The organism is Acidovorax sp., assembly GCF_027492855.1.
GTDB lineage: Bacteria > Pseudomonadota > Gammaproteobacteria > Burkholderiales > Burkholderiaceae_C > Acidovorax.
Window position 1 is genome coordinate 1 of record NZ_JAPUDY010000039.1, and the last position, 19,451, is coordinate 19,451.

The window sequence follows — 19,451 nt, forward strand, 5'->3', positions numbered from 1 at the left end:
TTGAGGTTGGCGAAATTCTGGCGGTCCGGGAAGGCGGCCGGGTCGGCGCCGCGCAACTGGACCTGCATGTCGGTGTCGATCACACCAGGGGCCAGCGAGCATACCTTGGCCCCATGGGGCTTGGCGGCCTCGTCCAGCGCCACGCAGCGGGTGAAGTGGTCCATGCCCGCCTTGGCCGCGCAGTAGGCGGCTTGCGAGGCCATGGCGCGGCGGCCCAGGCCCGACGAGATATTGAGCACCTTGCGCGGCACCGTCCATGCGTCGGTTGCACCCAGGAAGGCTGCGGTGAGCTGCATGGGCGCCTCCAGTCCCACGCGCAAGGCGTTGGCCAGGTCGGCGGCGTCGCTGTCCGACAGCGGGGCGATGCGCGGGATCACGCCCGCGTTGTTGATCAGCGTGGCGCTGGCAAAGGCCTGCGGGCCCTGTGCCTGCAGCCAGGCCTGCAGCCTGTGCGCGGCCTGCTCGCCTTGCGACAGGTCTTGTTGCCATTGCTCAAGGGTGACGCCCGCGGCTTTGGCTTCGGCAGTCAGGTCGGCGTTGGCGCTGCGCGCTATGCACACCAAGGTGTTGCCGCTGCGCAGAAGCTGCTGCGCCATGGCCAGACCCATGCCGCGCGATGCGCCGGTGAGGATGTAGAGGTGGTTATGAGGCATCCCGCCATGGTACTGCGGGACGGCTATTGCTGTCTGTCGCCGACGGGGGCTCCAGGGCGATCAGCAGTTGCGACAGCCGCGCGTTGAGTGCCGCCAGTTCGGCTGCCTTGAGGGGGGCGAGGATGCGGTGTTCGTTGACCACGTGGGCCTCTACCGCGCGGTCGATCAAGGCCAGGCCTTCGGCTGTGAGCTGCACCAGCGAGCTGCGTGCGTCGGCAGAGTTGGGCAGGCGGGCAATCCAGCCACTGGCTTCGAGCTTGCCCATGCGGTGCGTCATGGTGCCCGAGGTCACCATGAGCGTGGAAAACAGCGTGGTCGGTGCCAGGCAATACGGCGCGCCGCTGCGGCGCAGCGTAGCCAGCATGTCGAACTCCCAGGCGCTCAGGCCGAACTCGGCAAAGGTCTCGTCCAGCCGCCGCTGCAACAGGGCCGCGCAGCGCTTAACGCGCCCGATGGTGCCCATGGGGCTGGTATCCAGGTCGGGGCGTTCGCGCTGCCACTGGGCCAGGATGGCGTCCACGGCGTCGGGGAGGCGTTGATCAGCCATGATTCTGTGTTGGAAGTTATCTTGATTTCAAGATTGTATGGTATGGTTATTTATCTTGAATTAAAGATAAATGCGCCATGCAAAACACCCGAAATTCCCCCTGGCTGGACGCGCTGACCACGGCCATGGGCCCCGTGATCTGGGGCTCCACCTACATCGTGACCACCGAGCTGCTGCCGCCCGATCGGCCCTTTACCGCAGCACTGCTGCGCACCTTGCCTGCTGGCCTGCTGCTGGTGCTGTGGTGTCGCCGCTGGCCGGCCTGGGGCGACTGGGTGGGCTGGCGGCGCCTGCTGGTGCTGGCCGCGCTGAACATCGGGGTCTTTCAGGCGCTGCTGTTTGTGGCCGCCTATCGGTTGCCGGGTGGCGTGGCGGCGGTGGTCGGGGCCGTTGGGCCGCTGGTGGTGATGGGACTTGCTTGGGCGCTGGACCACCGCCGCCCGCCCGGCCTGGCGTTGGCGGCGGGTGCCTTGGGCGTGTTGGGCATGGCTGCGCTGCTGCTGTCGCCGGGGGCGCGGTGGGACATGGTCGGTGTGGCCGCAGCGCTGGGGGGTACGTTGTGCATGGCCACGGGCACGTTTTGGTCGCGGCGCTGGCGGTCCGATCTGCCGGTGCTGGCGTTTACGGGCTGGCAGTTGCTCGCGGGCGGCATCATGCTGGCGCCCGTGGCCTGGCTGGTCGACCCGCCTTTGCCTGCGCTCACGGCCGCCCATGTGGGCGGGTACCTGTACCTGAGCCTGGCGGGGGCCTTGGTGGCTTATGCACTGTGGTTTCGCGGCATTGCGCGCCTGCCGTCAGTGGCGGTGTCGTCGCTTGCGCTGCTGAGCCCTGTCACGGCCGTGTTGCTGGGCTGGCTGTTGCTGGGCCAGGCCATGACGGGTGTGGCCCTGGTCGGCATGTGGGTGGTTCTGGCCAGCATTTTGGCGGTGCAGTGGGCCATGTCGCGGCCGAATGGGGTGAGTTAGATCGCGACCAAATGTTTGTTGCGGTCAAGTTTGACGCACTCAAATCGCAACTCCAGAATGTCATACTTGCTCGCGCAATCAACTGAAAAATGGCCCAAATCTGAGGCTGTATCGGCAATGGAGGACGGACCTGAAAAAGCAATTATTTCCCATAGCCGCCATGCTTCTTTTGTGTGCTGCAGCCCCTGTGTGGGCTTTGGAGCTTCAGCAACAGCATTTCAGCGACGAAGAGATTTTTTCTACGGTTGTCGACAAATTTAAAAAGCCACTTCTGCACCGCTTCAACCCCGACGCTTCGGGCGAGAAAAAACCTTTGCTGGTGCTGGGGCCTGCGCTCAAATTCAGCAAAAAAATCAACTCCCAATCATTCACCCACCTGACGCAGCAAGAACTGGTGGAGCAGCAAGAAGCCGTTTTCATATGGATCACCAAGGCGCACCCGGATGTTGAGCGGAACGTCCTCTATGTGAGCTACGACATACCCAGCAATGCGTCGTTTGGTGTGTTGAAGGTGTATCCCCAAAACGGCGTGCTGGTGGCCGATGTCGAGGATAACTATCGCTCATCCTCGGGGGCCAGAGCGACCTATGGCAAGTTGTACGAAGGCGTGGCCTGCCGGGACGGCACGGAGATGGCCTACCGTTGGAACTATTACGAACGCAATGGCTTGCGTGGACGTTGTCCTGATGTGATGTTCACCGAATTTATCGAATGGACCAAGCCCCCACCAAGCCAGCGCAGTAAGTAACTATCTATCGCCGGTAAAGCCGAGGGATGGTTACTTCACGGGATCAAAACGGTTGACGAAGCCGTTGGCCGCGATGCAGTGCAGACGCGGTCGCGCCCTTCGTGTTTGGCTTGATACAGCGCGTCATCAGCTCGCCGCAATGTTGCATGCACGTCGCTATCGCCATCTTCCGCCATGGCCAGCCCGATGCTGGTCGTGATATGCAGGGGGATTCCATCCAGCGATGTTGCTGGTTCTGCGGCCAGCGCCTCGCGCAGCCGTTCGGCTGCGGCCTGTGCCGCCACCAAGCTTGCGCCAGGCATGACCACAACGAATTCCTCGCCTCCCAGGCGGGCCACCAGATCGATTTCCCGCGACAGGCCCCGAAGCACTTTTGCCGCCTGGATGAGTACGAGGTCTCCCACCGAGTGACCATGGCTGTCATTGATGGCCTTGAAGTGGTCGAGGTCAAAAGCGGCGACCGCCAAGGGGGCTGGTTCGCGCCTGCGGCGGGCCCACTCGCGCTGCATGGCTTCTTCAAAAGCCCGGCGATTCAACAACCCGGTCAAAGGGTCGCAGTAGGTGAGTTCGCGCAGTTGGCGCATATACCGCAACAATTGCAGGCCAAGGCACGTGAAGTTAAAGATCGATGCTGCGACCAACAAGCCCAAAAGCAACTGCGTGTTGGGCCCCTCGCCATTGTTCAACTCCAGTTGAGCGTCGGGATGCAGCATTTGCTGAAGGGCCTGTCCGCCGAGCAGCAGTACCCCCGCCAGTGACGACATGCGAAGCACTTTGCTCCACGTCAAATGGAGCTCTTGATTGTTCAACGGCGTTGTCTGATAAACGCCCAGCCCGATGATGAGCGCACAGCCAAAGTAGGTCACGAAGACGCGAAAGGGCGCTCGCTCCAGACTGGGACCAATCAACACCAGTGCCGTGCAGATGGCAATCAGCAGGATCAACTGGGTGCGCGTGTTGTGCTTGAGCTTCACGAGTGCTGAAATACCGCGCCAACCGGCCAGGAACGACGTCACGAAGCATATCGACGACCCCACATATGCCGCCCAGCTACGGCTTTCGTCGCGTGACCAGGCCAGCAGCATCCCGACCCCGACCAGCACGTTGAACAGCCCCCAGTACCCCGCTGCTGCTCGGTCTTCGTCTGCCAGGGCAGCGTAAACCCACCACGCAGAGGCGTACAGACCAAACTGCGTACCTACAAGCGCAAAGATGATAGAGGTGTGGCTCTGCATGGCGACCTATCAGTGAAAAGGCACCAATTCGATGACTGACTACTGCACTATATCGGGGTCGCAACAGTAACTGATTGTTTCTTTTGCCAAATTCTTAAAAAGAGTTAGCCACACGCAGTTTGCGGGTTCTGGGTGACTGTGTTTGGGGCTTTTTTTACTTCTAATTTGATAGCTGCTTGCGATTGCAGAATAAGCGCAAAGTGGCTATTTATCTAGAAATTCGCAGCCCACTCCAAGGCCAGCCAAGCTCCGGTCGCCGGGTGTGCAAACGCCAGATCGCTGGCATGCAGCAGCAGGCGCGGGGCTTGGGCCTGGGTGGCGGCATCGGCATAAAGCGCGTCGCCCAAAATTGGGTGGCCGATGGCTGCCAGGTGCACGCGCAACTGGTGGGTGCGGCCGGTGACGGGTTCCAGCTCGATGCGCGTGGTTTGGGTTGCAGGGTCGTGCGTCAGGGCGCGCCAGCGGGTGAGGCTGGGCTTGCCCAAGGCGTGGTCGATGATGCGCAGCGGGCGGCGCTCCCAGTCGGCGGCAATGGGCAGGTCGATGTCGTTCCATGCTCCACCTATTTCTCCCACTTCACCCAGCAGCCCTTTCACCACGGCCTGGTAGCGTTTGTGTACCTGGCGCTCGGCGAATGCATGGCTCAGGCGGCGCTGCGCGTCGAGGTGGCGGGCCATCAGCACCAGTCCGGAGGTGGCTTGGTCCAGCCGGTGCACGATGAGCGCATCGGGCCAGTGCTGCTGGGCGCGGGCGCTCAGGCAATCTTGCTTGTCGGGGCCCCGGCCGGGCACGCACAGCAGGCCGGGCGGTTTTTGCAGCACGAGCAGGTCTGCATCTTCGTACACCGCCAGCACGCCGTGGCCTGCAGGTTCTTCAAGAGGCATCGCCGGAAAGCAACCGCTGCACGGTGGCGCAGAGTTCATCCACGTCGTTGGGTTTGTGGATCAGGGCGCGGGCGCCTTCGGCCAGCGCGGCCTGCTCGATTTCGGTGGTGATGTAGCCCGAGGCCAGAGCCACGGGCAGGTCAGGGCGGATCAGGCGCGCCTCGCGCACCAGGTCCACCCCGCAGAAGCCGGGCATGTTGTAGTCGGTCACCAGCAGGTCGAAGGCCTGTGGTGCGGCGCGCAGCGCGGCCGTGGCCTCGTGCGGGTCGGTGTAGCCGCTCACGGCGTAGCCTCGGCGGCCCAAAAGGCGCTGCACCAGGAAGACCAGGGCCTGGTCATCGTCCACATACATCACATGGTGGGTTTTGCGCGGCGTGCTGCCAGGCGGGTCGGCCGCCGGGGGCGCGGCCGGTACGGGCGCTGCTGGCGCGGCGGCGGCGTGGGGTGCCACCGGAAAGTACAGCGTGAAGCGGCTGCCCTGGCCCGGCGTGCTTTGTACGTCTACCCCGCCTTCGTGGGTGCGCATCACGCCGTGCACCACCGCCAGGCCCAGGCCGGTGCCCTGGCCCACGGGCTTGGTGGTGAAGAAAGGCTCGAAGATGCGCTCCAAGGTGGTGGCGTCCATGCCGGGGCCGGTGTCGCGCACGGTCAGTGCCACGTAGTGGGTGGGGGCCAGGCCCAGCCGTTCGCTCAGCCGCTGGTCGGGTTGCACCGTGGCGGCCTCCACGTGGATGCTGCCGCGCTCCGTGCCAATCGCATGAACGGCGTTGGTGCAGAGGTTGAACAGGGCCTGCTCAACCTGCGTGGCATCCGCCAGCACCGGGGGCAGGCCGGTTTGCAATTGCATGTGCAGGTCGATGGCGGGGGGCAGGGTCACGCGCAGCAGGCGTTCGGTGTCGTGCACCACCTCGGCCAGCGAGACGGCTGAGCGCTGGGGTGGCTCGTTGCGGCTGAAGGTGAGGATCTGGCGCACCAGGTCGCGCGCGCGGCGGCCGGCCTTGTCGATCTCCAGCAGGCTGTCCATCACGGGCGAGCCTGGCGCGCAGTCGGCCTTGGCCAGCTCCACATTGCCCAGGATGGCGCCCAGGATGTTGTTGAAGTCGTGCGCAATGCCGCCCGCCATGGTGCCCACGGCCTGCATCTTGTGCGACTCGCGCAATTGCGCCTCCAGCTCACTGCGGTGCGCCTCGGCCTTTTTGCGGCCTGTGAGGTCGCGGGCGAACACGGTGGTGGTTTCGCCCCCGCCCACGCTTTCTGCATGGCGCTCGAACGACACGCTGACCTCCACCGCCAGCTCCTTGCCGCTGGCGGTGAGCGCCGTCAATTCGCCCAAGAGGGCCTGGGTGGTGAGCTGCGCAAACGCCAGGGCTTGCGCTGCGTCGGGCAAAAAGCGGTCGAGCGTGCTGCCCAGTGCATCGCCCGCGCTGCACTGGAACAGGGCCGCAGCCGTGGGGTTGAACACGGTGATGCGCTGGTGCTGGTCCACGCAGATAATGGCGTCGAGCGCCGAGTTGATGACGGCCTCCAGCCGCTTCTCGCTGGCGTGCAGTTGTTCATTGCGCTGCTGCAGGGCCAGCGCGCTGTGCTGCAGGGCCTGGCGCTCGGCCAGCACCGGGCCCTGGTCGATCACCGCGCACAGAAACTGCAACAGCGGCGGGCCGTGCTCCTGGGTTGCCTCGATGCGCGCGATGTGCAAATCGCCCGTGATGCGGGTGTTTGTATTGATGGCAAACACCACCTCCTTGACCTCGCTGTGCCCCAGGCCCTGCGCCTGGACGAACGCATCGCGTACGCGCGGTGTGTCCTGGGGGCGCACAAAGGGGATCAGCGCAATCAGCGGGCGGTCGCGCTCGGTGGGCTGAAAGGAGCGGTGCGCCATTGAGTTGGCCTGCACCACCATGTCGTGTTCGTCCACCACCATAAGCGCCAGGGGCACGCTGGCGAACAGGGTTTCGAAACGTTCGTAGGCGCTTTCGGCCACGGTCTGGCTGTAGCGCAGCACCGTGTTCTGGCTCTCCAGCTCGAACTGGTAGGCGCGCAGTTCGGCCACCAGGTCTTCGGCCGACGTGGCCGATGCGCTGGGCCGCAGGACGAGGGGATACGGGTTGTGTTCAGCAGGTGTGGGCCGCCGACCTGTGGGGTCCAAAAAGGACAGATCAAGTTCACTCATGGGACAGGCGCAGCCATGGAAGGAGAGCGGGGAGGGCAGGCGTGTGCCGCGCAATGCCGTGGGCCACAAAGCATGGCAGCGAGTGTACGCCCGCAGGCCCAAACCTGCGCCAGTGTTGGAGGGGCGGGCCGCGTTATTCGCCCGATTGTTGACCGATTGCGAACAATCCTTTTCTTTTGCAGGGCTTACTGGCAGCAGAAAGGCTCTTTACAGTTCAACCATCACCTCATTTTTCGCTCAGCCTCTCAGTGATTTACCAGGAATTTCTACCATGAACACTACCGAAACCGCCGCCGCACAACCCCTGCTGAACAAGCTGCAATGGCGCTATGCCGCCAAGAAGATGAACCCCGCCAAGGCGGTTGCGCAAGACAAGGTCGAGCGCATTTTGGAGGCCGCGCGCCTGGCGCCCACCTCCAGCGGCCTGCAGCCCTTTGAGATCATCGTGGTGACCGACCCCGCCGTGCGCGCCCGCGTCCAGCCCATCGCCTGGAACCAGGCGCAAATCACCGACGGCTCGCACCTCCTGGTGTTTGCCGCGTGGGACAACTACACCGCCGATCGCATCAACATGATGTTCGACCTGACCAACGAGCAGCGCGGCTTTAAGAACGAAGGCTGGGAGAACTACCGCCAGATGCTGTTGGGTGCGTACCCCCAGCGCGATGCGGAGGTGAACTTTCAGCACGCGGCGCGCCAGGCCTACATTGGCATGAGCGCGGCGCTGATCGCAGCGGCGTTCGAAGAAGTGGATTCCACCCCCATGGAAGGCTTTGATCCTGATGCACTGGACAAAATCCTGAACCTGCGCGAGCGTGGCCTGCGCAGCGTTGCCATCCTTCCGTTGGGCTATCGTGCCGATGAAGGCGACTGGCTGGTGAACCTGAAGAAGGTGCGCCGCCCGCGTGAGCAGTTCGTCACGGAAGTCTGAGGCCCTGGCCTGCCGCAGCCCGGCCGCCCCTTGAAAGGGCTGCCGGGCTGCGGCGTTTCAGCGTGCTGCCGCCGGAGCGTCGGTCACGCGGCGTATGGGCGTGAACACCAAGGCCAGCGCGGCCAGCACCACCAGCGTGCCGCCACTGGCCGCAAAAAGTTGCACCAGCGTGATGCCCTTCATCACCCAGCCCGTGACGGCTGCCGAGATGGGCGCCAGGCCCATGAAGATGAACATGAATAGGCTCATCGCGCGGCCCAGCAGGGCGGGTGGAACCCGTTGCTGGATCCAGGTGAAAACGCTTACCTGCATGAAGCCGCCCAGCAGGCCGATGGCCAGCATCAGCGCAGCCCCCTGCCACACGGCTGTGATCAGCCCCATGGGCATGAACAGCATGCCGATGACCACATCGAACGCCAAAATGGTCAGCCCAAGGCTGCCAATACGCAGCCGCGGCACCATGCCCGACACCACCATACCCAGCAGCATGCCTGCGCCATGGGCACCCACGATGATGCCGAAGGCGGCGGCCCCCAACTGGGGCGTGCTGCTGGCCAGCACCGGGATGGCGATGTGGATGGGCCCCATGATGAACAGGGCGATCGCGCTCCAGTAGAGAAAGCAGGTGCGCAGCTCGCTATCGCGCCAGAAATGCGCGAGGCCCTGCGCCACCGATGCCAGCACGGGCTGGGGTGCTGCCGCAGGCGCCTGGGGCGCTGCGCGAAGTTGCACCTTGGCCAGTGTCCAGGCCGATACGGCAAAGCTCAGGGCGTCGAGCGCAAAGGCCAGCGCGATGCCGGTGGCGTTGGCGCGGGCGGGCGCACTGCCTGCCCCATCACCTGGGTCACCCGGCCCACCGGCGCCAAACAGCGCAATCAACAGCCCCGCGAGCAAGGGCCCGAGGAACATGCTGAACTGGCGCAGGCCCAGGCTGGAGCTGTTGGCGGCCTGCAGTTGCGGGCGCGCCACCACGTACGGCGTCATCGCGGTGCCCGCCGGAATGCTGAAGGCCGTGGCCAGGCCGATGCCCAGCGACAGCGCGTACACCATCCACAGCGTCAGCGTGCCTGCAAACACCAACCCCGCCAGGGTGGCCAGCAGCACCAGGTTGACGTACTTGGTGATCATCAGCACCTGCTTGGGCGAATGGCGGTCTACCAGCGCCCCGCCGATCAGGATGAACAGCGCGCGCGGCACGCTAACGAGGGCCAGCACGGTGCCCAGCACCAGGGTGTCGCCCGTCATCTGCAGCACCAGCCAGGGCAGGGCGATCAGCGTGAACTGGTCGCCCAGCATCGACAGGGCTGAGCCGGTGAGCATCCAGCGGAAGTTGCGGTCTTTGAACAGCGCGGCGCGGGAGTGGGTATCAGGACGCATGGTGAGCGGGCCTTTGTGGCTGGAGCGAGCGGGTGTGGCGCTTGCCGTTGAGAAGAGCGCCGATGGCGCCAAAGCGCACCAGCAGGTGGTAGCTGATCAGGCAGAGCGTGGTGGTGGCCGCGATGTTGAGCACGATCTTTACCCCGGCGGGCCAGGGCAGACCGAACATCAGTGCGCCGAAACCAATGGTCATGGGCATGTGCACGATGTAGACCCAGTACGAGCTGTCGGCCAGGTAAGTGAGAGCAGGGCTCGGTTGGCGCAGGTGCTTGGCGAACAGTCCGATGAGCGCAAAGCTCCAGCACCAGGCCGTGGCGTTGTAGGCCAGGGAGAATTCCAGGCGCAGCGCCATGGGCAGCTCGTGGGTGCCGGCTGGCGCCTGCCTTAGTACCCCGCCTGCGATGAAAAACAGCACCAGCCCCGCGACGGCGTACCACGGCCAGCGCCGCACGTAGTGTTCCAGCAGGGCCTGCCGGTGCTGGTACAGCGCCAGCCCAAAGCCGTAAAACAATCCGTTGTGTGCCCATTCCGTCCAGGGTGGCAAGAAAAAGCCGCTGGGGTGCACCATCCCGTTGCCATATTGCGCACCCACGGCGGCCAGGACACCGGCCAACAGGGCAATGCCCCAGGGCGTGCGCCCGAGTGTGGCAAGCCACCGCCCCAACGCGGCCCCCGTGCCGGGCGCGGCGCGCTGCAGCAGCGCCCGCACAAGCGGGGTGAGCAGGCTCAGCCACAGCAGCATCCACAGAAACCACAGGTGCATGGTGGAGAGACCATCCGGCGCACCCGGCATGCGTGGCTGAAGGGCAATGTCAAGCCCCCATGTGCCACGTGCCATGCGGTGCACAAACGCCAGGGCCAACACGGCGCACAGGGCGAAGATGGGCGGCCAGAACACGGCAAATGGCAGCGCCAGGCGGCGCAGCCGGTGCTGCACCAAGGCGCGTGGCCCGCGCTGCTCCATCAGCAGGGCCACAAAAAACCCCGCCAGGATGAAGAACACCGGCATGCGGAACGCATGGATGAACGCCACCAGCAGGTCGGCCGCAGGCGTGGTCTGGTTGTCCCGCCAGGGCAGAAGGGGCGGGCCGCTCATGTGGATCACCGCCACATGCAGCACGATGCCCAGCCACATCATGGCGGCGCGCAGGTTATCTAGCGCATACAGGCGCGTGGAAGTGGGCGCTGGGGCCTCAAAGGGAGTCATGTGTTGGTCCATCATTCATGGAGGCCAACTGTGAACCCTCACGTAACGTGAGAGTCAAGCGATTTTAGGTCTGCAGCGGCGCAGGGTGTGGCGTAGCGGCCGCATGGGTTGCCGCCGCCTGCAGATAGGCGCGCACGGGTGCGCTCAGCGGCGATCCAGCCTGCAGCAGTGGCTCGTTGGTCGATGCCGTGAGCAGCTTTTGATGCAGCAGCGGGTTGTGGCTGGTCAACTGGTCGAACAGCGCCTTCCAGCGCAGCGCGGCGGCTTGTGCATCGGGGTGATGGGGCGGCAGTGCACGGGCCAGCAGTTGCTGGACATCTTCCTCCAGTGCGGCCCATCGGGTGTGTGGCACATGGCCCAGCGAACGCAGGTCGTCGGGGGTCAGGTATTTCGTCAGCAGCGCCATGCGCAATTGGATGGCCGTTTCGATGTACTCGATCATCTCGCCCGGCGGCGCATGGTTGCGGCCTTGTGTGGAGGGCTCGGTGCGGAACATGTGGCCCCAGCGCTCCATCAGGTCGAGATCGCCGCCCATCCAGTGCAGCATGAGCGCCATCCAGCGGTAGGCCAGCGCCTGGACTTCGGGGGTATCGGGCGGCAACTGCTGGTCCATGGCACTGCGCACCAACTCCTTGACGACGAGCCAGTCCGCCTCGATGAGGCGCCAGTTCGTGAAGATCTGCTTGAGTTCGGCCGAGCTGAAATACTTGCCGTAGGTCGTCATCAGCGCCAGCGTTTCGAGCCAGTTGCCCATGTTGGGCTCGGCGCCCGCCACGAGGCCGTCGCGCAGCATGGTCAGGCGGCCGCGCAATTCACTGGCCTGTGCGATCTGCTGGTCCAGCGCGCGGATCTGCTGGCCGATGATGCGCTCGGGCGCCATGCCTTCCGCCAGCAGCTCGCCGATGTCGTTGAGCGCCAGGCCCATCTGGCGCATGGTCTGAATGCCATGCAGACGCTGCACGTCGGCCTGGCTGTACAGGCGGTAACCCGCCTCGGACCGGCCCGAGGGCTTGAGCAGGCCGATCTCGTCATAGTGGTGCAGCGTGCGCACTGTGAGGCCTGTGCGCCGAGCGAGGTCACCGACCTTCAGCAGCATGGGCTCAACGGCCGATGGAAATCAGTTCGACCTCGAAGTTCAGCGTGGCGTTGGGCGGAATCACGCCGCCGGCACCCCGGGCGCCGTAGGCGATGGAAGGCGGGCAGGTCAGCTTGGCCTTGCCCCCCGGCTTCATGCGCTGCACGCCCTCGGTCCAGCAGGGGATCACGCCATTGAGCGGAAATGAGGTGGGTTCGCCGCGCTTGTAGGAGCTGTCGAACTCCTTGCCGTCCAGGAACATGCCCTTGTAGTGCACCTTCACGGTGTCGGTGGCCTTGGGCGAATCGCCGGTGCCGTCTTTCAGGGATTCATACACCAGGCCGCTGGCGGTGGTGACGGGTTTGGCGGTCTGCGCGAAGGCGGCAGGGGCCATGACAACGGTGGCGCTGGCAAGCAGCGCGGTCAGCAGATGGTTCAACAAGGCAGATGCTCCAAGGCAAAGATGGGGAGAAAGGCTGCGATGGTATATCCATCGCAGCGCTCTCTACTCCACGCGAATGCCCAGCCATTGCTTGCGCTTGCTGGTGCTCAAATAGCGCTATTGAATATGTAGCGTTTTAGAGTGCCTTGGGCGGCTTTGTGGCAATGGTTGGCCAGTTTTCGTAGGCGATCTTGTTGTTGCCCGAGACGTCTTCCAGCCAGCGCTTTTGCACATCCTTGTTGAGGTTCAGAAAGAGCTTGCCGTCGGCGATGTGCCAGGCGGCGGGGTCGCTGTCGAACTTCTTGCCCATGCGGGTGCCCATGGCGCAAAAGCCGCCGAACTGGGGTGCGTACTTGGCTGGGTTGGCCACAAAGGCATCGCGGTTGGCTGCGCTGGCGAAGCGGTAGACCACACCGTCGTGTGCGGCCTGGAATTCAGTCTTTCCCATGGTGGGTTGGCCTGCGGTGAAGTAGGCAACAGGGTCGTGGCCCTGGATACCGATGCCTTGTTTGTCCACGTTGATGGGGGCAAACGAGTGTTCGTCAAAAGCGAAGCTGGTGCTGGGCAAGATGGCCAGGGTGCTGCCTGCGGCGATGGCGAAGGCAAGAGCGGTAGAACGAATGTTGAGGGTTTTCATAAAAATCCTGGTGGTTGAGAACGGAAGAGAGAGAGGTAAAAACGCAGAAAAAAAGTGGCGGCCTACAGCGCCGTGTAAACCCATTTCGCCAGCTCCGCCTCTGACTTGGCGCCGACGACCTGGGACAGAGCCTGGCCGTCCTTGAACAAGATCAGGGTGGGGATGCTGCGAACGCCAAAGGCCGAGGCCAGTTCGGGGGCTTCGTCCACGTTGATCTTGCGCACGGCCAATTGGTCGTCGAAGTGAGTGGCCAGGCTTTCCAGGGTGGGAGCCAATGCGCGGCATGGACCGCACCAGGGGGCCCAGAAGTCCACTAGCACGGCGCCGGGTTGCTGGTCGATGAAGGTGTCGAACTCGCTGGCTTTCAGCGGTGCGACGCGGGTAGTGCTTTGCATGGCGATTCCTTGGAGGTTTTGCTGCCGTCACGGAATGTGTTGGCATGTACAAAAGTGTAGAAATCGCCCGCGTTTTCTGCGTCTCGTTTGATGTGCTGATCGTCTCAGAACATGCTCTCAGCCATTCAGGAGGGTGTTTCTTTCTCCGTTTGCAGCCAGGTGTGCGGCGGTGTGCCTGTGCGGTGCGTGAAGGCGCGGGTGAGCGCCACGGTGCTGGCATAGCCCACCAAGGGTGCAATGGATTTGAGTGGCTTGCCGCGCTTGAGCAGGCCTTTGGCCACGGTGATGCGCCAGGCGGTGAGGTAGTCCAGCGCGGTCAGGCCCGACACGTCGCGAAAGTGGTTGGCAAAACGCGCGCGCGACATGTTGGCCTCTTGCGCCAGCAACTCCAGCGTCCAGGCTTTGTCGGGCCGTGCGTGCATGGCCGTCACCGCTTTGGACAGGCGTGGGTCGGCCAGGGCGGCCAGGATGCCGGTGGTCACTGCGGCACTGTCGAGCAAGTGGCGCAACAGCAAGATGAGCAGGTACTCCATCAGCAAGTCGAGTGCGGCTTGCCGGCCGCATTGCTCGTCAAAAGCCTCCTTGAACAGCAGGTCTAGCGTGGGCGCCAAGGCGGGTATCTGGTCCAGCGCTATCACCAGCATCTCGGGCATGGCTGACACCAGGGCACTGCGCGCCTCGTCGCCCAAGTCCACCGATGCGCAGACCAGATCGACGCCCTGAGCGTGGTCCGGCACCAGCCGGTGGGCTGCGCTGCGCGGAAAAAACAGCAGGCTGGGCTCTTGCAGGTGGCTGGCGCGGCCATGCTGGTCGATCACGGCCATGGCTCCTTTGCGCATCAGGTGCACATGCCCCACATTGCTTTCGGCCTCAAAGGTCGAGACCTGGCACAGGTTGCCCGAATAAAACACCCGTGCGCTGGGAACAGAGTGGGCAAACAAAGGCGATAAACGGTCCATGGCGGGCAATTTGATACGAAAGGTATGCATTATCGTATTTTTAATGCTTTAAGTATCAGCACACTTGCGTGGTGCATGTCGCACAGCATTCAAAACGAAAGTTTCACCATGTCACGTATCGCTCCTGTTGCCATCGCCCAAGCCGACACCGCCACCCAGGCCACCTTGAACGGTGTCAAGGCCAAACTGGGCATGGTGCCCAATCTGTTTTCTACCTTTGCCCAAGCCCCTGCGGCCTTGAATGGCTACCTGGCCTTCTCGGATGCCCTGAGCAAAGGTCGCCTGAGTGCTGCTCAGCGCGAGCTGATCGCGCTGGCGGTAGGCCAGGCCAATGCCTGCCAATATTGCTTGTCGGCCCACACGCTGATCGGCAAGGGCGCGGGCCTGTCCGAGGCCGCCATCCGCAGTGCCCGCAGCGGCACCGCAGACAACGCGCAAGACAAGGCCTTGGTGGAACTGGCCGTGAAGATCGTGCGCCAGCGCGGTGTGCTGGCCGACAGCGACCTGGCCGAAGCCGCCGCTGCCGGTGTGGATGGCGGGTTGGTGATCGAAGTCGCGGCCAACGTGGCGCTCAACACGCTGACCAACTACACCAACCACATTGCTGGCACGGATGTGGACTTCCCAGTGGTGCAAGTCGCCCTGTAATCTACGAAGAAGAGTGCCTTGGCACTCTGCTGTATTGAGTTATTGGACGGCCACCTTCGGGTGGCCGTTGTCGTTCAGATTAGACTCAAAATGCTATAAAAATAATAGCTAACTTTGATGTGAATAAAGCGGTGGCGGCACTTTTTCTCATGATTTCTGAGCAGGCGCTGCGCCTTTCGGAGTGGCCGGACCCCTTGATGCCGATGCCCGGGCCCCGCGTTAACAAGCGTTAATGCACCGTGCCGCCGCAGCCGCAACACTGCTGCTGCGGCCAATGGGTGCCGCTTATTCCACTTCTAAATCATCCGTGTCGTTGTTGCTTCGCCTTGTCGTGCTACAGCACTGCCTGCGGCTTCGCGCCTGGACACGAATGATTTGGAAATGGAATTTCACGCGAAGGGTATGCATGTCTTCACACGACGGCGGCAAGGTATGGGGCCGCAGGGCGTTTTTGAGCACGTTGGCGGCGGGTGGCGCCAGCGCGGCGGCCGAGGCTGCACCCCCGTGGGCCACGCGCCTTCCCGATGCGATGAGGCGCCCCGGCGGGGCAGATCTGCCCTATGGCCTGCCAGCGCAGCAGCAGGCGCAGGTACAGCGCACGCTTTCCACCGCTGCGGGTTTTCCGGTGTGGCGCACGCCGTTGCAGCACCAGCGCGGCATCATCACCCCGAGCGGCTTGCACTTTGCGGTGCACCACAACGGCGTGCCCGAGATCGATGCAGGGCAGCATGCGCTGCGCTTGCACGGCCTGGTGCACAAGCCGCTGCAGTTTGACCTGGAGCGCCTGCTGCGCTACCCCATGGTCAGCCGCATCCATTTTCTGGAATGCGCGGGCAATTCAGCAGCCAACGCGCTGTCGCCCACGGCGCTGGACCAAACGCTGGGTGAGATCGCGGGGGAGGTGTCCTGCTCCGAATGGACGGGTGTGCCGTTGTCTTACCTGCTGCAAGAGGCGGGCCTCAAGGACAGCGCCCAATGGGTGGTGGCCGAAGGCGCCGATGGCGGATCGCACAGCCGCAGCCTGCCGCTCAAGGCCTTGTTGCAGGATGGCATGGTGGCGCTGTTCCAGAACGGCGAGCGGCTGCGGCCATCGCAGGGCTACCCCATGCGTCTGTTCATGCCCGGCTGGGAGGGCAACGTCAATGTGAAATGGCTGCACCGGCTGGAGGTGACGGATGCCCCGGCCTACACCAAGGATGAATCGGGCCTGTACACCCAGGTGTTGGCCGATGGGCGGATCGAACGGTTTGCCTTCCACATGGAGGTGAAGTCGGTCATCACGAGCCCCTCGGGCCGCCAGACCCTGCCTGATCTTCACGGGTTCTACGAGATCGACGGCTTGGCGTGGTCCGGCCACGGGCGCATTGTGCGTGTGGAGGTTTCAGTGGACGGTGGCCGCACATGGACCTCCGCGCAATTGCATGGCCCGGTGCTGGACCGCGCCTTCACGCGTTTTACGCTGCCGTGGAAGTGGGACGGACGCAAGGCCGAATTGATGAGCCGTGCGACGGATGAAAAAGGCCGCACCCAGCCGCTGCGCAGCGAATGGAAGCGCCGCTATGCCATGCATTCGTTCAACCACTACAACGCGGTGCAGGTCTGGCGTGTGCAGGCCGATGGCCGGGTGGAGAACGTTTATGCGTAAGCCGTGGCGCGGTAGGTTCTTGATGGTGGTAGCCCTGACGATGCTGGGCGCTGGTGGCGGCAGCGAGGCGCAGACACCTGCGCAGCAGCCATCGCTGGTCATTGGTTTGGGGAAACCCCTTTCGCCAGAGGAGGTCGAGCGCTATGCCATCACCATCTTCCCTGACGGCCGCAATTTGCCGCCGGGCCGGGGCAGCGTGGAGCAGGGTGCTCGGCTGTACGCGAAACATTGCGCCGCATGTCACGGTGCGCAGGGCATCGAAGGGCCCGCAGCACGCCTGGTGGGTACGGACGGGTTCATCGGCTGGAGCGATCCGCTGCGGCCATTGCGGGTGCGCAAGTACCCGCTGCAGGTGCTGTCGGTGGGGGCGTTGTGGCCCTATGCCACCACGGTGTTCGACTATGTGCGCCGTGGCATGCCCCTGCATGCGCCCAAGAGCCTGACGGACGACGAGGTTTACGCCATCACCGCGCACCTGCTGCACCTCAATGGGCTGGTGGCCAGCGATGCAGCGATGGACCGGGACAGCCTGCCAAAGGTGGTGATGCCGGGGCGTGCGCGCACCATAAGCGCCTGGCCGCCGGCGCGCTGACGGGTGTCATTCCATTTCTAAATCATCCGTGTCGTTGTTGTTTCGCCTTGTCGTGCTACAGCACTGCCTGCGGCTTCACGCCTAGACACGAATGATTTGGAAATGGAATCAGCCGCCGCGCGACCCTTCCACCATGCCAAGCCGGGCGCGGATGCGCGAGAGAGACACCGGCGAGATCCCCAGGTAACTGGCCACGTGGTGCTGTGGCAGATGCGGGAGCAAGTCGCCGTGGGTGGCCAGGAACGATTGGTAGCGCACCTCGGGCGGGTGGCTTAACAACTCTGCCTCGCGCTGCGCTTGCTGCTGGAACATGTAGCCCAGGGCTTCATCCAGCAGCGGTGCGGTGCGGGGAAAGGTGTTCTGCCACTGTTGCAGCGTGGCATAGGGCAGCTCCACGGCTTCTACCGGGGTCAGGGCTTCCATGGCGTAGGGGCTGGGCAGGGCCAATGGCGGCAGGCTGCCGGCCACCCAGTGGCCGGTGCCGTGGAACGAACGGTTGCGCTCCGTGCCCTGCGCGTTCAGATAGAACGTGCGCACCACACCGTTGCGCACTTGCCAGCAACGTGTGCTGGCCTCGCCTGCGTGCTGCAGCAATGCGCCAGCACTGAACTGGCGGCGGGGCAGCGCCTGCCAGAGCGCGGCCAGGGCAGGTTCGGCCTGGACCAAGACCTCCAGCGCCGGTGGCTGGCAGACCGTACAGCTGCTGGCGACCGGCGATGTCATGCAAGGCAGGGCGGTTAGCCCAGCTCGCTCACCGGAAGGCAACTGCAAAACAGATTGCGGTCGCCATAGACGTTGTCCACCCGGCCCACGGGCGACCAGTATTTGGCCTGGCGCAGCGCGGCCACAGGGTAGGCGGCGGCTTCGCGGCTGTAGGGGCGGGCCCATTCGCCGCTGAGCAGGTTCTCGGCCGTGTGCGGCGCGTTCTTGAGCGGGTTGTTGTCCTGGGGCATCGCGCCGTTTTCGATCTGGCGGATTTCGCCTCGGATGGCGATCATCGCGTCGATGAAGCGGTCGATCTCGAACAGCGTCTCGCTCTCGGTGGGCTCCACCATCAGCGTGTTGGGCACGGGGAAGCTCAATGTGGGCGCGTGAAAACCGTAGTCGATGAGGCGCTTGGCCACGTCTTCGGCCATCACGCCGCTGGTGTCCTTCAGGCCGCGCAGATCGAGAATGCACTCGTGCGCCACATGGCCGTTGGCCGATGCGTACAGCGTGGGGTAGTGGTCTTTCAGGCGGGCGCTGATGTAGTTGGCGCTCAGGATGGCGGCTTCGGTGGCGGCCTGCAGACCCACGGCGCCCATCATGCGGATGTACATCCAGCTGATGGGCAGCACGGCGGCGTTGCCCAGCGGGGCGGCGCTCACGGGGCCGACCTTGCCCTGCGCGGGGGCCTGCGGCTGGTCGCCCTGGCCCGGCAGGCCGGGCAGGTAGGGCACCAGGTCTTGCACCACACACACGGGGCCGACGCCGGGGCCGCCACCGCCGTGGGGGATGCAGAAGGTTTTGTGCAGGTTCAGGTGGCTCACGTCGCCGCCGAATTCGCCGGGCGCGGCCACGCCCACCAGGGCGTTCATGTTGGCGCCGTCCACGTACACGCGGCCGCCGTGGCGGTGCACCAGGGCGCACAGCTCTTTCACCTGGGTTTCGAACACGCCGTGCGTGCTGGGGTAGGTGATCATCACGCAGGCCAGGTTCTGGCTGTGCTGCTCGCACTTGGCTTGCAGGTCGGCCATGTCCACGTTGCCGTTTTCATCGCACTTGGTGACCACCACCTGCATGCCCACCATCTGGGCGCTGGCGGGGTTGGTGCCGTGGGCGCTGCTGGGGATCAGGCAGATGTTGCGGTGCGCATGGCCCTGGGCCGCGTGGTAGGCCTGGATGGCCAGCAGCCCGGCATATTCGCCCTGGCTGCCTGCGTTGGGCTGCAGGCTGATGCCTGCGTAGCCCGTGGCCTGGCACAGCCAGGCGCGCAACTGCTCGTCCAGCTCCTTGTAGCCCTGCTGTTGGTCAGCCGGGGCAAACGGGTGCATGTTGGCAAACTCTGGCCAGGTGATGGGGATCATCTCGCTGGTGGCGTTGAGCTTCATGGTGCAACTGCCCAGCGGGATCATGCTGCGGTCGAGCGCCAGGTCTTTGTCGGACAACTGGCGGATGTAGCGCAGCATGCCCGTCTCGGAATGGTGGGTGTTGAACACCGGGTGCGTGAGGTAGGGGCTGGTGCGGCGCAGGGCGGCGGGGATAAGCGGCTCCACGCCCTTTTCGAACGCATCGAATGTGGGCAGTGCCTGGCCGTCCTTGGCGAAGATCTTCCACAGCAGCTCGATGTCGGCGCGTGTGG

General features: G+C 64.2%; 20 protein-coding genes. 6 read left to right on the plus strand and 14 right to left on the minus strand.

Annotated features, from left to right (window positions below; all coding sequences use genetic code 11):
* Together Q0105_RS07250 and Q0105_RS07255 are read right to left on the minus strand one after the other, a co-directional pair.
* Window positions 1–653 (minus strand): SDR family NAD(P)-dependent oxidoreductase (locus Q0105_RS07250; RefSeq protein WP_298210247.1); only part of this gene is annotated, 653 nt, incomplete at its 3' end.
* Window positions 643–1,200: a MarR family transcriptional regulator gene (locus Q0105_RS07255; RefSeq protein ID WP_298210249.1), complete on the minus strand. Its 558-nt coding sequence runs from the start codon at window positions 1,198–1,200 to the stop codon at window positions 643–645. The genes Q0105_RS07255 and Q0105_RS07250, both read right to left, overlap by 11 nt.
* 77 nt (window positions 1,201–1,277) lie before the next feature.
* On the opposite strand from Q0105_RS07255, the gene Q0105_RS07260 reads away from it, so the two are divergent.
* Window positions 1,278–2,165 (plus strand): EamA family transporter, encoded by an 888-nt coding sequence (locus tag Q0105_RS07260; RefSeq protein ID WP_298210251.1) that lies wholly within the window; start codon window positions 1,278–1,280, stop codon window positions 2,163–2,165.
* A 160-nt stretch (window positions 2,166–2,325) separates the two neighbouring features.
* Window positions 2,326–2,913: a hypothetical protein gene (locus tag Q0105_RS07265; RefSeq protein ID WP_298210252.1), complete on the plus strand. Its 588-nt coding sequence runs from the start codon at window positions 2,326–2,328 to the stop codon at window positions 2,911–2,913.
* 35 nt (window positions 2,914–2,948) lie between these two features.
* Here Q0105_RS07265 and Q0105_RS07270 read toward each other — a convergent pair whose 3' ends face one another.
* The 3 genes from Q0105_RS07270 to Q0105_RS07280 form a co-directional block, all read right to left on the minus strand.
* Window positions 2,949–4,148, minus strand: a complete 1,200-nt coding sequence (locus Q0105_RS07270) for a GGDEF domain-containing protein (protein ID WP_298210265.1) — start codon at window positions 4,146–4,148, stop codon at window positions 2,949–2,951.
* A gap of 212 nt (window positions 4,149–4,360) precedes the next feature.
* Window positions 4,361–5,032: an RluA family pseudouridine synthase gene (locus tag Q0105_RS07275; protein WP_298210267.1), complete on the minus strand. Its 672-nt coding sequence runs from the start codon at window positions 5,030–5,032 to the stop codon at window positions 4,361–4,363.
* A complete protein-coding gene (locus Q0105_RS07280) occupies window positions 5,022–7,202 on the minus strand; it encodes an ATP-binding protein (protein ID WP_298210269.1) in 2,181 nt (726 codons plus the stop codon). Before Q0105_RS07280 ends, Q0105_RS07275 begins: the two co-directional genes overlap by 11 nt.
* Before the next feature lie 271 nt (window positions 7,203–7,473).
* On the opposite strand from Q0105_RS07280, the gene Q0105_RS07285 reads away from it, so the two are divergent.
* Window positions 7,474–8,133 carry an NAD(P)H-dependent oxidoreductase gene (locus Q0105_RS07285; protein WP_298210271.1) on the plus strand — a complete coding sequence of 220 codons (660 nt, stop codon included), beginning with the start codon at window positions 7,474–7,476 and terminating at the stop codon, window positions 8,131–8,133.
* Window positions 8,134–8,190: 57 nt separating this feature from the next.
* Here Q0105_RS07285 and Q0105_RS07290 read toward each other — a convergent pair whose 3' ends face one another.
* From Q0105_RS07290 to Q0105_RS07320, 7 genes are all read right to left on the minus strand, one after another.
* Window positions 8,191–9,510, minus strand: coding sequence for an MFS transporter (locus Q0105_RS07290; RefSeq protein WP_298210273.1), 1,320 nt, complete (start codon window positions 9,508–9,510; stop codon window positions 8,191–8,193).
* Window positions 9,500–10,717 carry an acyltransferase family protein gene (locus tag Q0105_RS07295; RefSeq protein WP_298210275.1) on the minus strand — a complete coding sequence of 406 codons (1,218 nt, stop codon included), beginning with the start codon at window positions 10,715–10,717 and terminating at the stop codon, window positions 9,500–9,502. Before Q0105_RS07295 ends, Q0105_RS07290 begins: the two co-directional genes overlap by 11 nt.
* 64 nt (window positions 10,718–10,781) lie before the next feature.
* Window positions 10,782–11,813, minus strand: a complete 1,032-nt coding sequence (locus tag Q0105_RS07300) for a MerR family transcriptional regulator (protein ID WP_298210277.1) — start codon at window positions 11,811–11,813, stop codon at window positions 10,782–10,784.
* Between the two features lie 4 nt (window positions 11,814–11,817).
* On the minus strand, window positions 11,818–12,186 hold the full coding sequence (locus Q0105_RS07305) for an FKBP-type peptidyl-prolyl cis-trans isomerase (protein WP_298210295.1): 369 nt from the start codon (window positions 12,184–12,186) through the stop codon (window positions 11,818–11,820).
* A 184-nt stretch (window positions 12,187–12,370) separates the two neighbouring features.
* On the minus strand, window positions 12,371–12,871 hold the full coding sequence (locus Q0105_RS07310) for a YHS domain-containing (seleno)protein (protein WP_298210279.1): 501 nt from the start codon (window positions 12,869–12,871) through the stop codon (window positions 12,371–12,373).
* A 62-nt stretch (window positions 12,872–12,933) separates the two neighbouring features.
* A complete protein-coding gene (gene trxA / locus Q0105_RS07315; RefSeq protein ID WP_298210281.1) occupies window positions 12,934–13,266 on the minus strand; it encodes a thioredoxin in 333 nt (110 codons plus the stop codon).
* A gap of 125 nt (window positions 13,267–13,391) precedes the next feature.
* The gene (locus Q0105_RS07320) at window positions 13,392–14,225 is read right to left on the minus strand and encodes an AraC family transcriptional regulator (RefSeq protein WP_298210283.1); all 834 of its coding nucleotides are present in this window, start codon (window positions 14,223–14,225) and stop codon (window positions 13,392–13,394) included.
* A 108-nt stretch (window positions 14,226–14,333) separates the two neighbouring features.
* On the opposite strand from Q0105_RS07320, the gene Q0105_RS07325 reads away from it, so the two are divergent.
* The 3 genes from Q0105_RS07325 (at window position 14,334) to Q0105_RS07335 (ending at window position 17,110) form a co-directional block, all read left to right on the plus strand.
* On the plus strand, window positions 14,334–14,873 hold the full coding sequence (locus Q0105_RS07325) for a carboxymuconolactone decarboxylase family protein (RefSeq protein ID WP_298210285.1): 540 nt from the start codon (window positions 14,334–14,336) through the stop codon (window positions 14,871–14,873).
* A 406-nt stretch (window positions 14,874–15,279) separates the two neighbouring features.
* The gene (soxC, locus tag Q0105_RS07330) at window positions 15,280–16,518 is read left to right on the plus strand and encodes a sulfite dehydrogenase (RefSeq protein ID WP_298210287.1); all 1,239 of its coding nucleotides are present in this window, start codon (window positions 15,280–15,282) and stop codon (window positions 16,516–16,518) included.
* Window positions 16,519–16,540: 22 nt separating this feature from the next.
* Window positions 16,541–17,110, plus strand: coding sequence for a cytochrome c (locus Q0105_RS07335; RefSeq protein ID WP_298210289.1), 570 nt, complete (start codon window positions 16,541–16,543; stop codon window positions 17,108–17,110).
* A 108-nt stretch (window positions 17,111–17,218) separates the two neighbouring features.
* Here Q0105_RS07335 and Q0105_RS07340 read toward each other — a convergent pair whose 3' ends face one another.
* Window positions 17,219–17,833: a Crp/Fnr family transcriptional regulator gene (locus Q0105_RS07340; protein WP_298210291.1), complete on the minus strand. Its 615-nt coding sequence runs from the start codon at window positions 17,831–17,833 to the stop codon at window positions 17,219–17,221.
* Window positions 17,834–17,847: 14 nt separating this feature from the next.
* The coding region (gene gcvPB, locus Q0105_RS07345) for an aminomethyl-transferring glycine dehydrogenase subunit GcvPB (RefSeq protein ID WP_298210293.1) at window positions 17,848–19,451 on the minus strand (1,604 nt) is incomplete at its 5' end.

Coding starts and splice junctions, on each gene's coding strand:
- soxC (WP_298210287.1), top strand. CDS start 15,280: ATGTCTTCACACGACGGCGGCAAGGTATGGGGCCGCAGGGCGTTTTTG.
- Q0105_RS07295 (WP_298210275.1), bottom strand. CDS start 10,717: ATGACTCCCTTTGAGGCCCCAGCGCCCACTTCCACGCGCCTGTATGCG.
- Q0105_RS07335 (WP_298210289.1), top strand. CDS start 16,541: ATGGTGGTAGCCCTGACGATGCTGGGCGCTGGTGGCGGCAGCGAGGCG.
- Q0105_RS07285 (WP_298210271.1), top strand. CDS start 7,474: ATGAACACTACCGAAACCGCCGCCGCACAACCCCTGCTGAACAAGCTG.
- Q0105_RS07265 (WP_298210252.1), top strand. CDS start 2,326: ATGCTTCTTTTGTGTGCTGCAGCCCCTGTGTGGGCTTTGGAGCTTCAG.
- Q0105_RS07260 (WP_298210251.1), top strand. CDS start 1,278: ATGCAAAACACCCGAAATTCCCCCTGGCTGGACGCGCTGACCACGGCC.
- trxA (WP_298210281.1), bottom strand. CDS start 13,266: ATGCAAAGCACTACCCGCGTCGCACCGCTGAAAGCCAGCGAGTTCGAC.
- Q0105_RS07340 (WP_298210291.1), bottom strand. CDS start 17,833: ATGACATCGCCGGTCGCCAGCAGCTGTACGGTCTGCCAGCCACCGGCG.
- Q0105_RS07310 (WP_298210279.1), bottom strand. CDS start 12,871: ATGAAAACCCTCAACATTCGTTCTACCGCTCTTGCCTTCGCCATCGCC.
- Q0105_RS07325 (WP_298210285.1), top strand. CDS start 14,334: ATGTCACGTATCGCTCCTGTTGCCATCGCCCAAGCCGACACCGCCACC.
- Q0105_RS07280 (WP_298210269.1), bottom strand. CDS start 7,202: ATGAGTGAACTTGATCTGTCCTTTTTGGACCCCACAGGTCGGCGGCCC.
- Q0105_RS07300 (WP_298210277.1), bottom strand. CDS start 11,813: ATGCTGCTGAAGGTCGGTGACCTCGCTCGGCGCACAGGCCTCACAGTG.
- Q0105_RS07255 (WP_298210249.1), bottom strand. CDS start 1,200: ATGGCTGATCAACGCCTCCCCGACGCCGTGGACGCCATCCTGGCCCAG.
- Q0105_RS07320 (WP_298210283.1), bottom strand. CDS start 14,225: ATGGACCGTTTATCGCCTTTGTTTGCCCACTCTGTTCCCAGCGCACGG.
- Q0105_RS07275 (WP_298210267.1), bottom strand. CDS start 5,032: ATGCCTCTTGAAGAACCTGCAGGCCACGGCGTGCTGGCGGTGTACGAA.
- Q0105_RS07290 (WP_298210273.1), bottom strand. CDS start 9,510: ATGCGTCCTGATACCCACTCCCGCGCCGCGCTGTTCAAAGACCGCAAC.
- Q0105_RS07305 (WP_298210295.1), bottom strand. CDS start 12,186: ATGGCCCCTGCCGCCTTCGCGCAGACCGCCAAACCCGTCACCACCGCC.
- Q0105_RS07270 (WP_298210265.1), bottom strand. CDS start 4,148: ATGCAGAGCCACACCTCTATCATCTTTGCGCTTGTAGGTACGCAGTTT.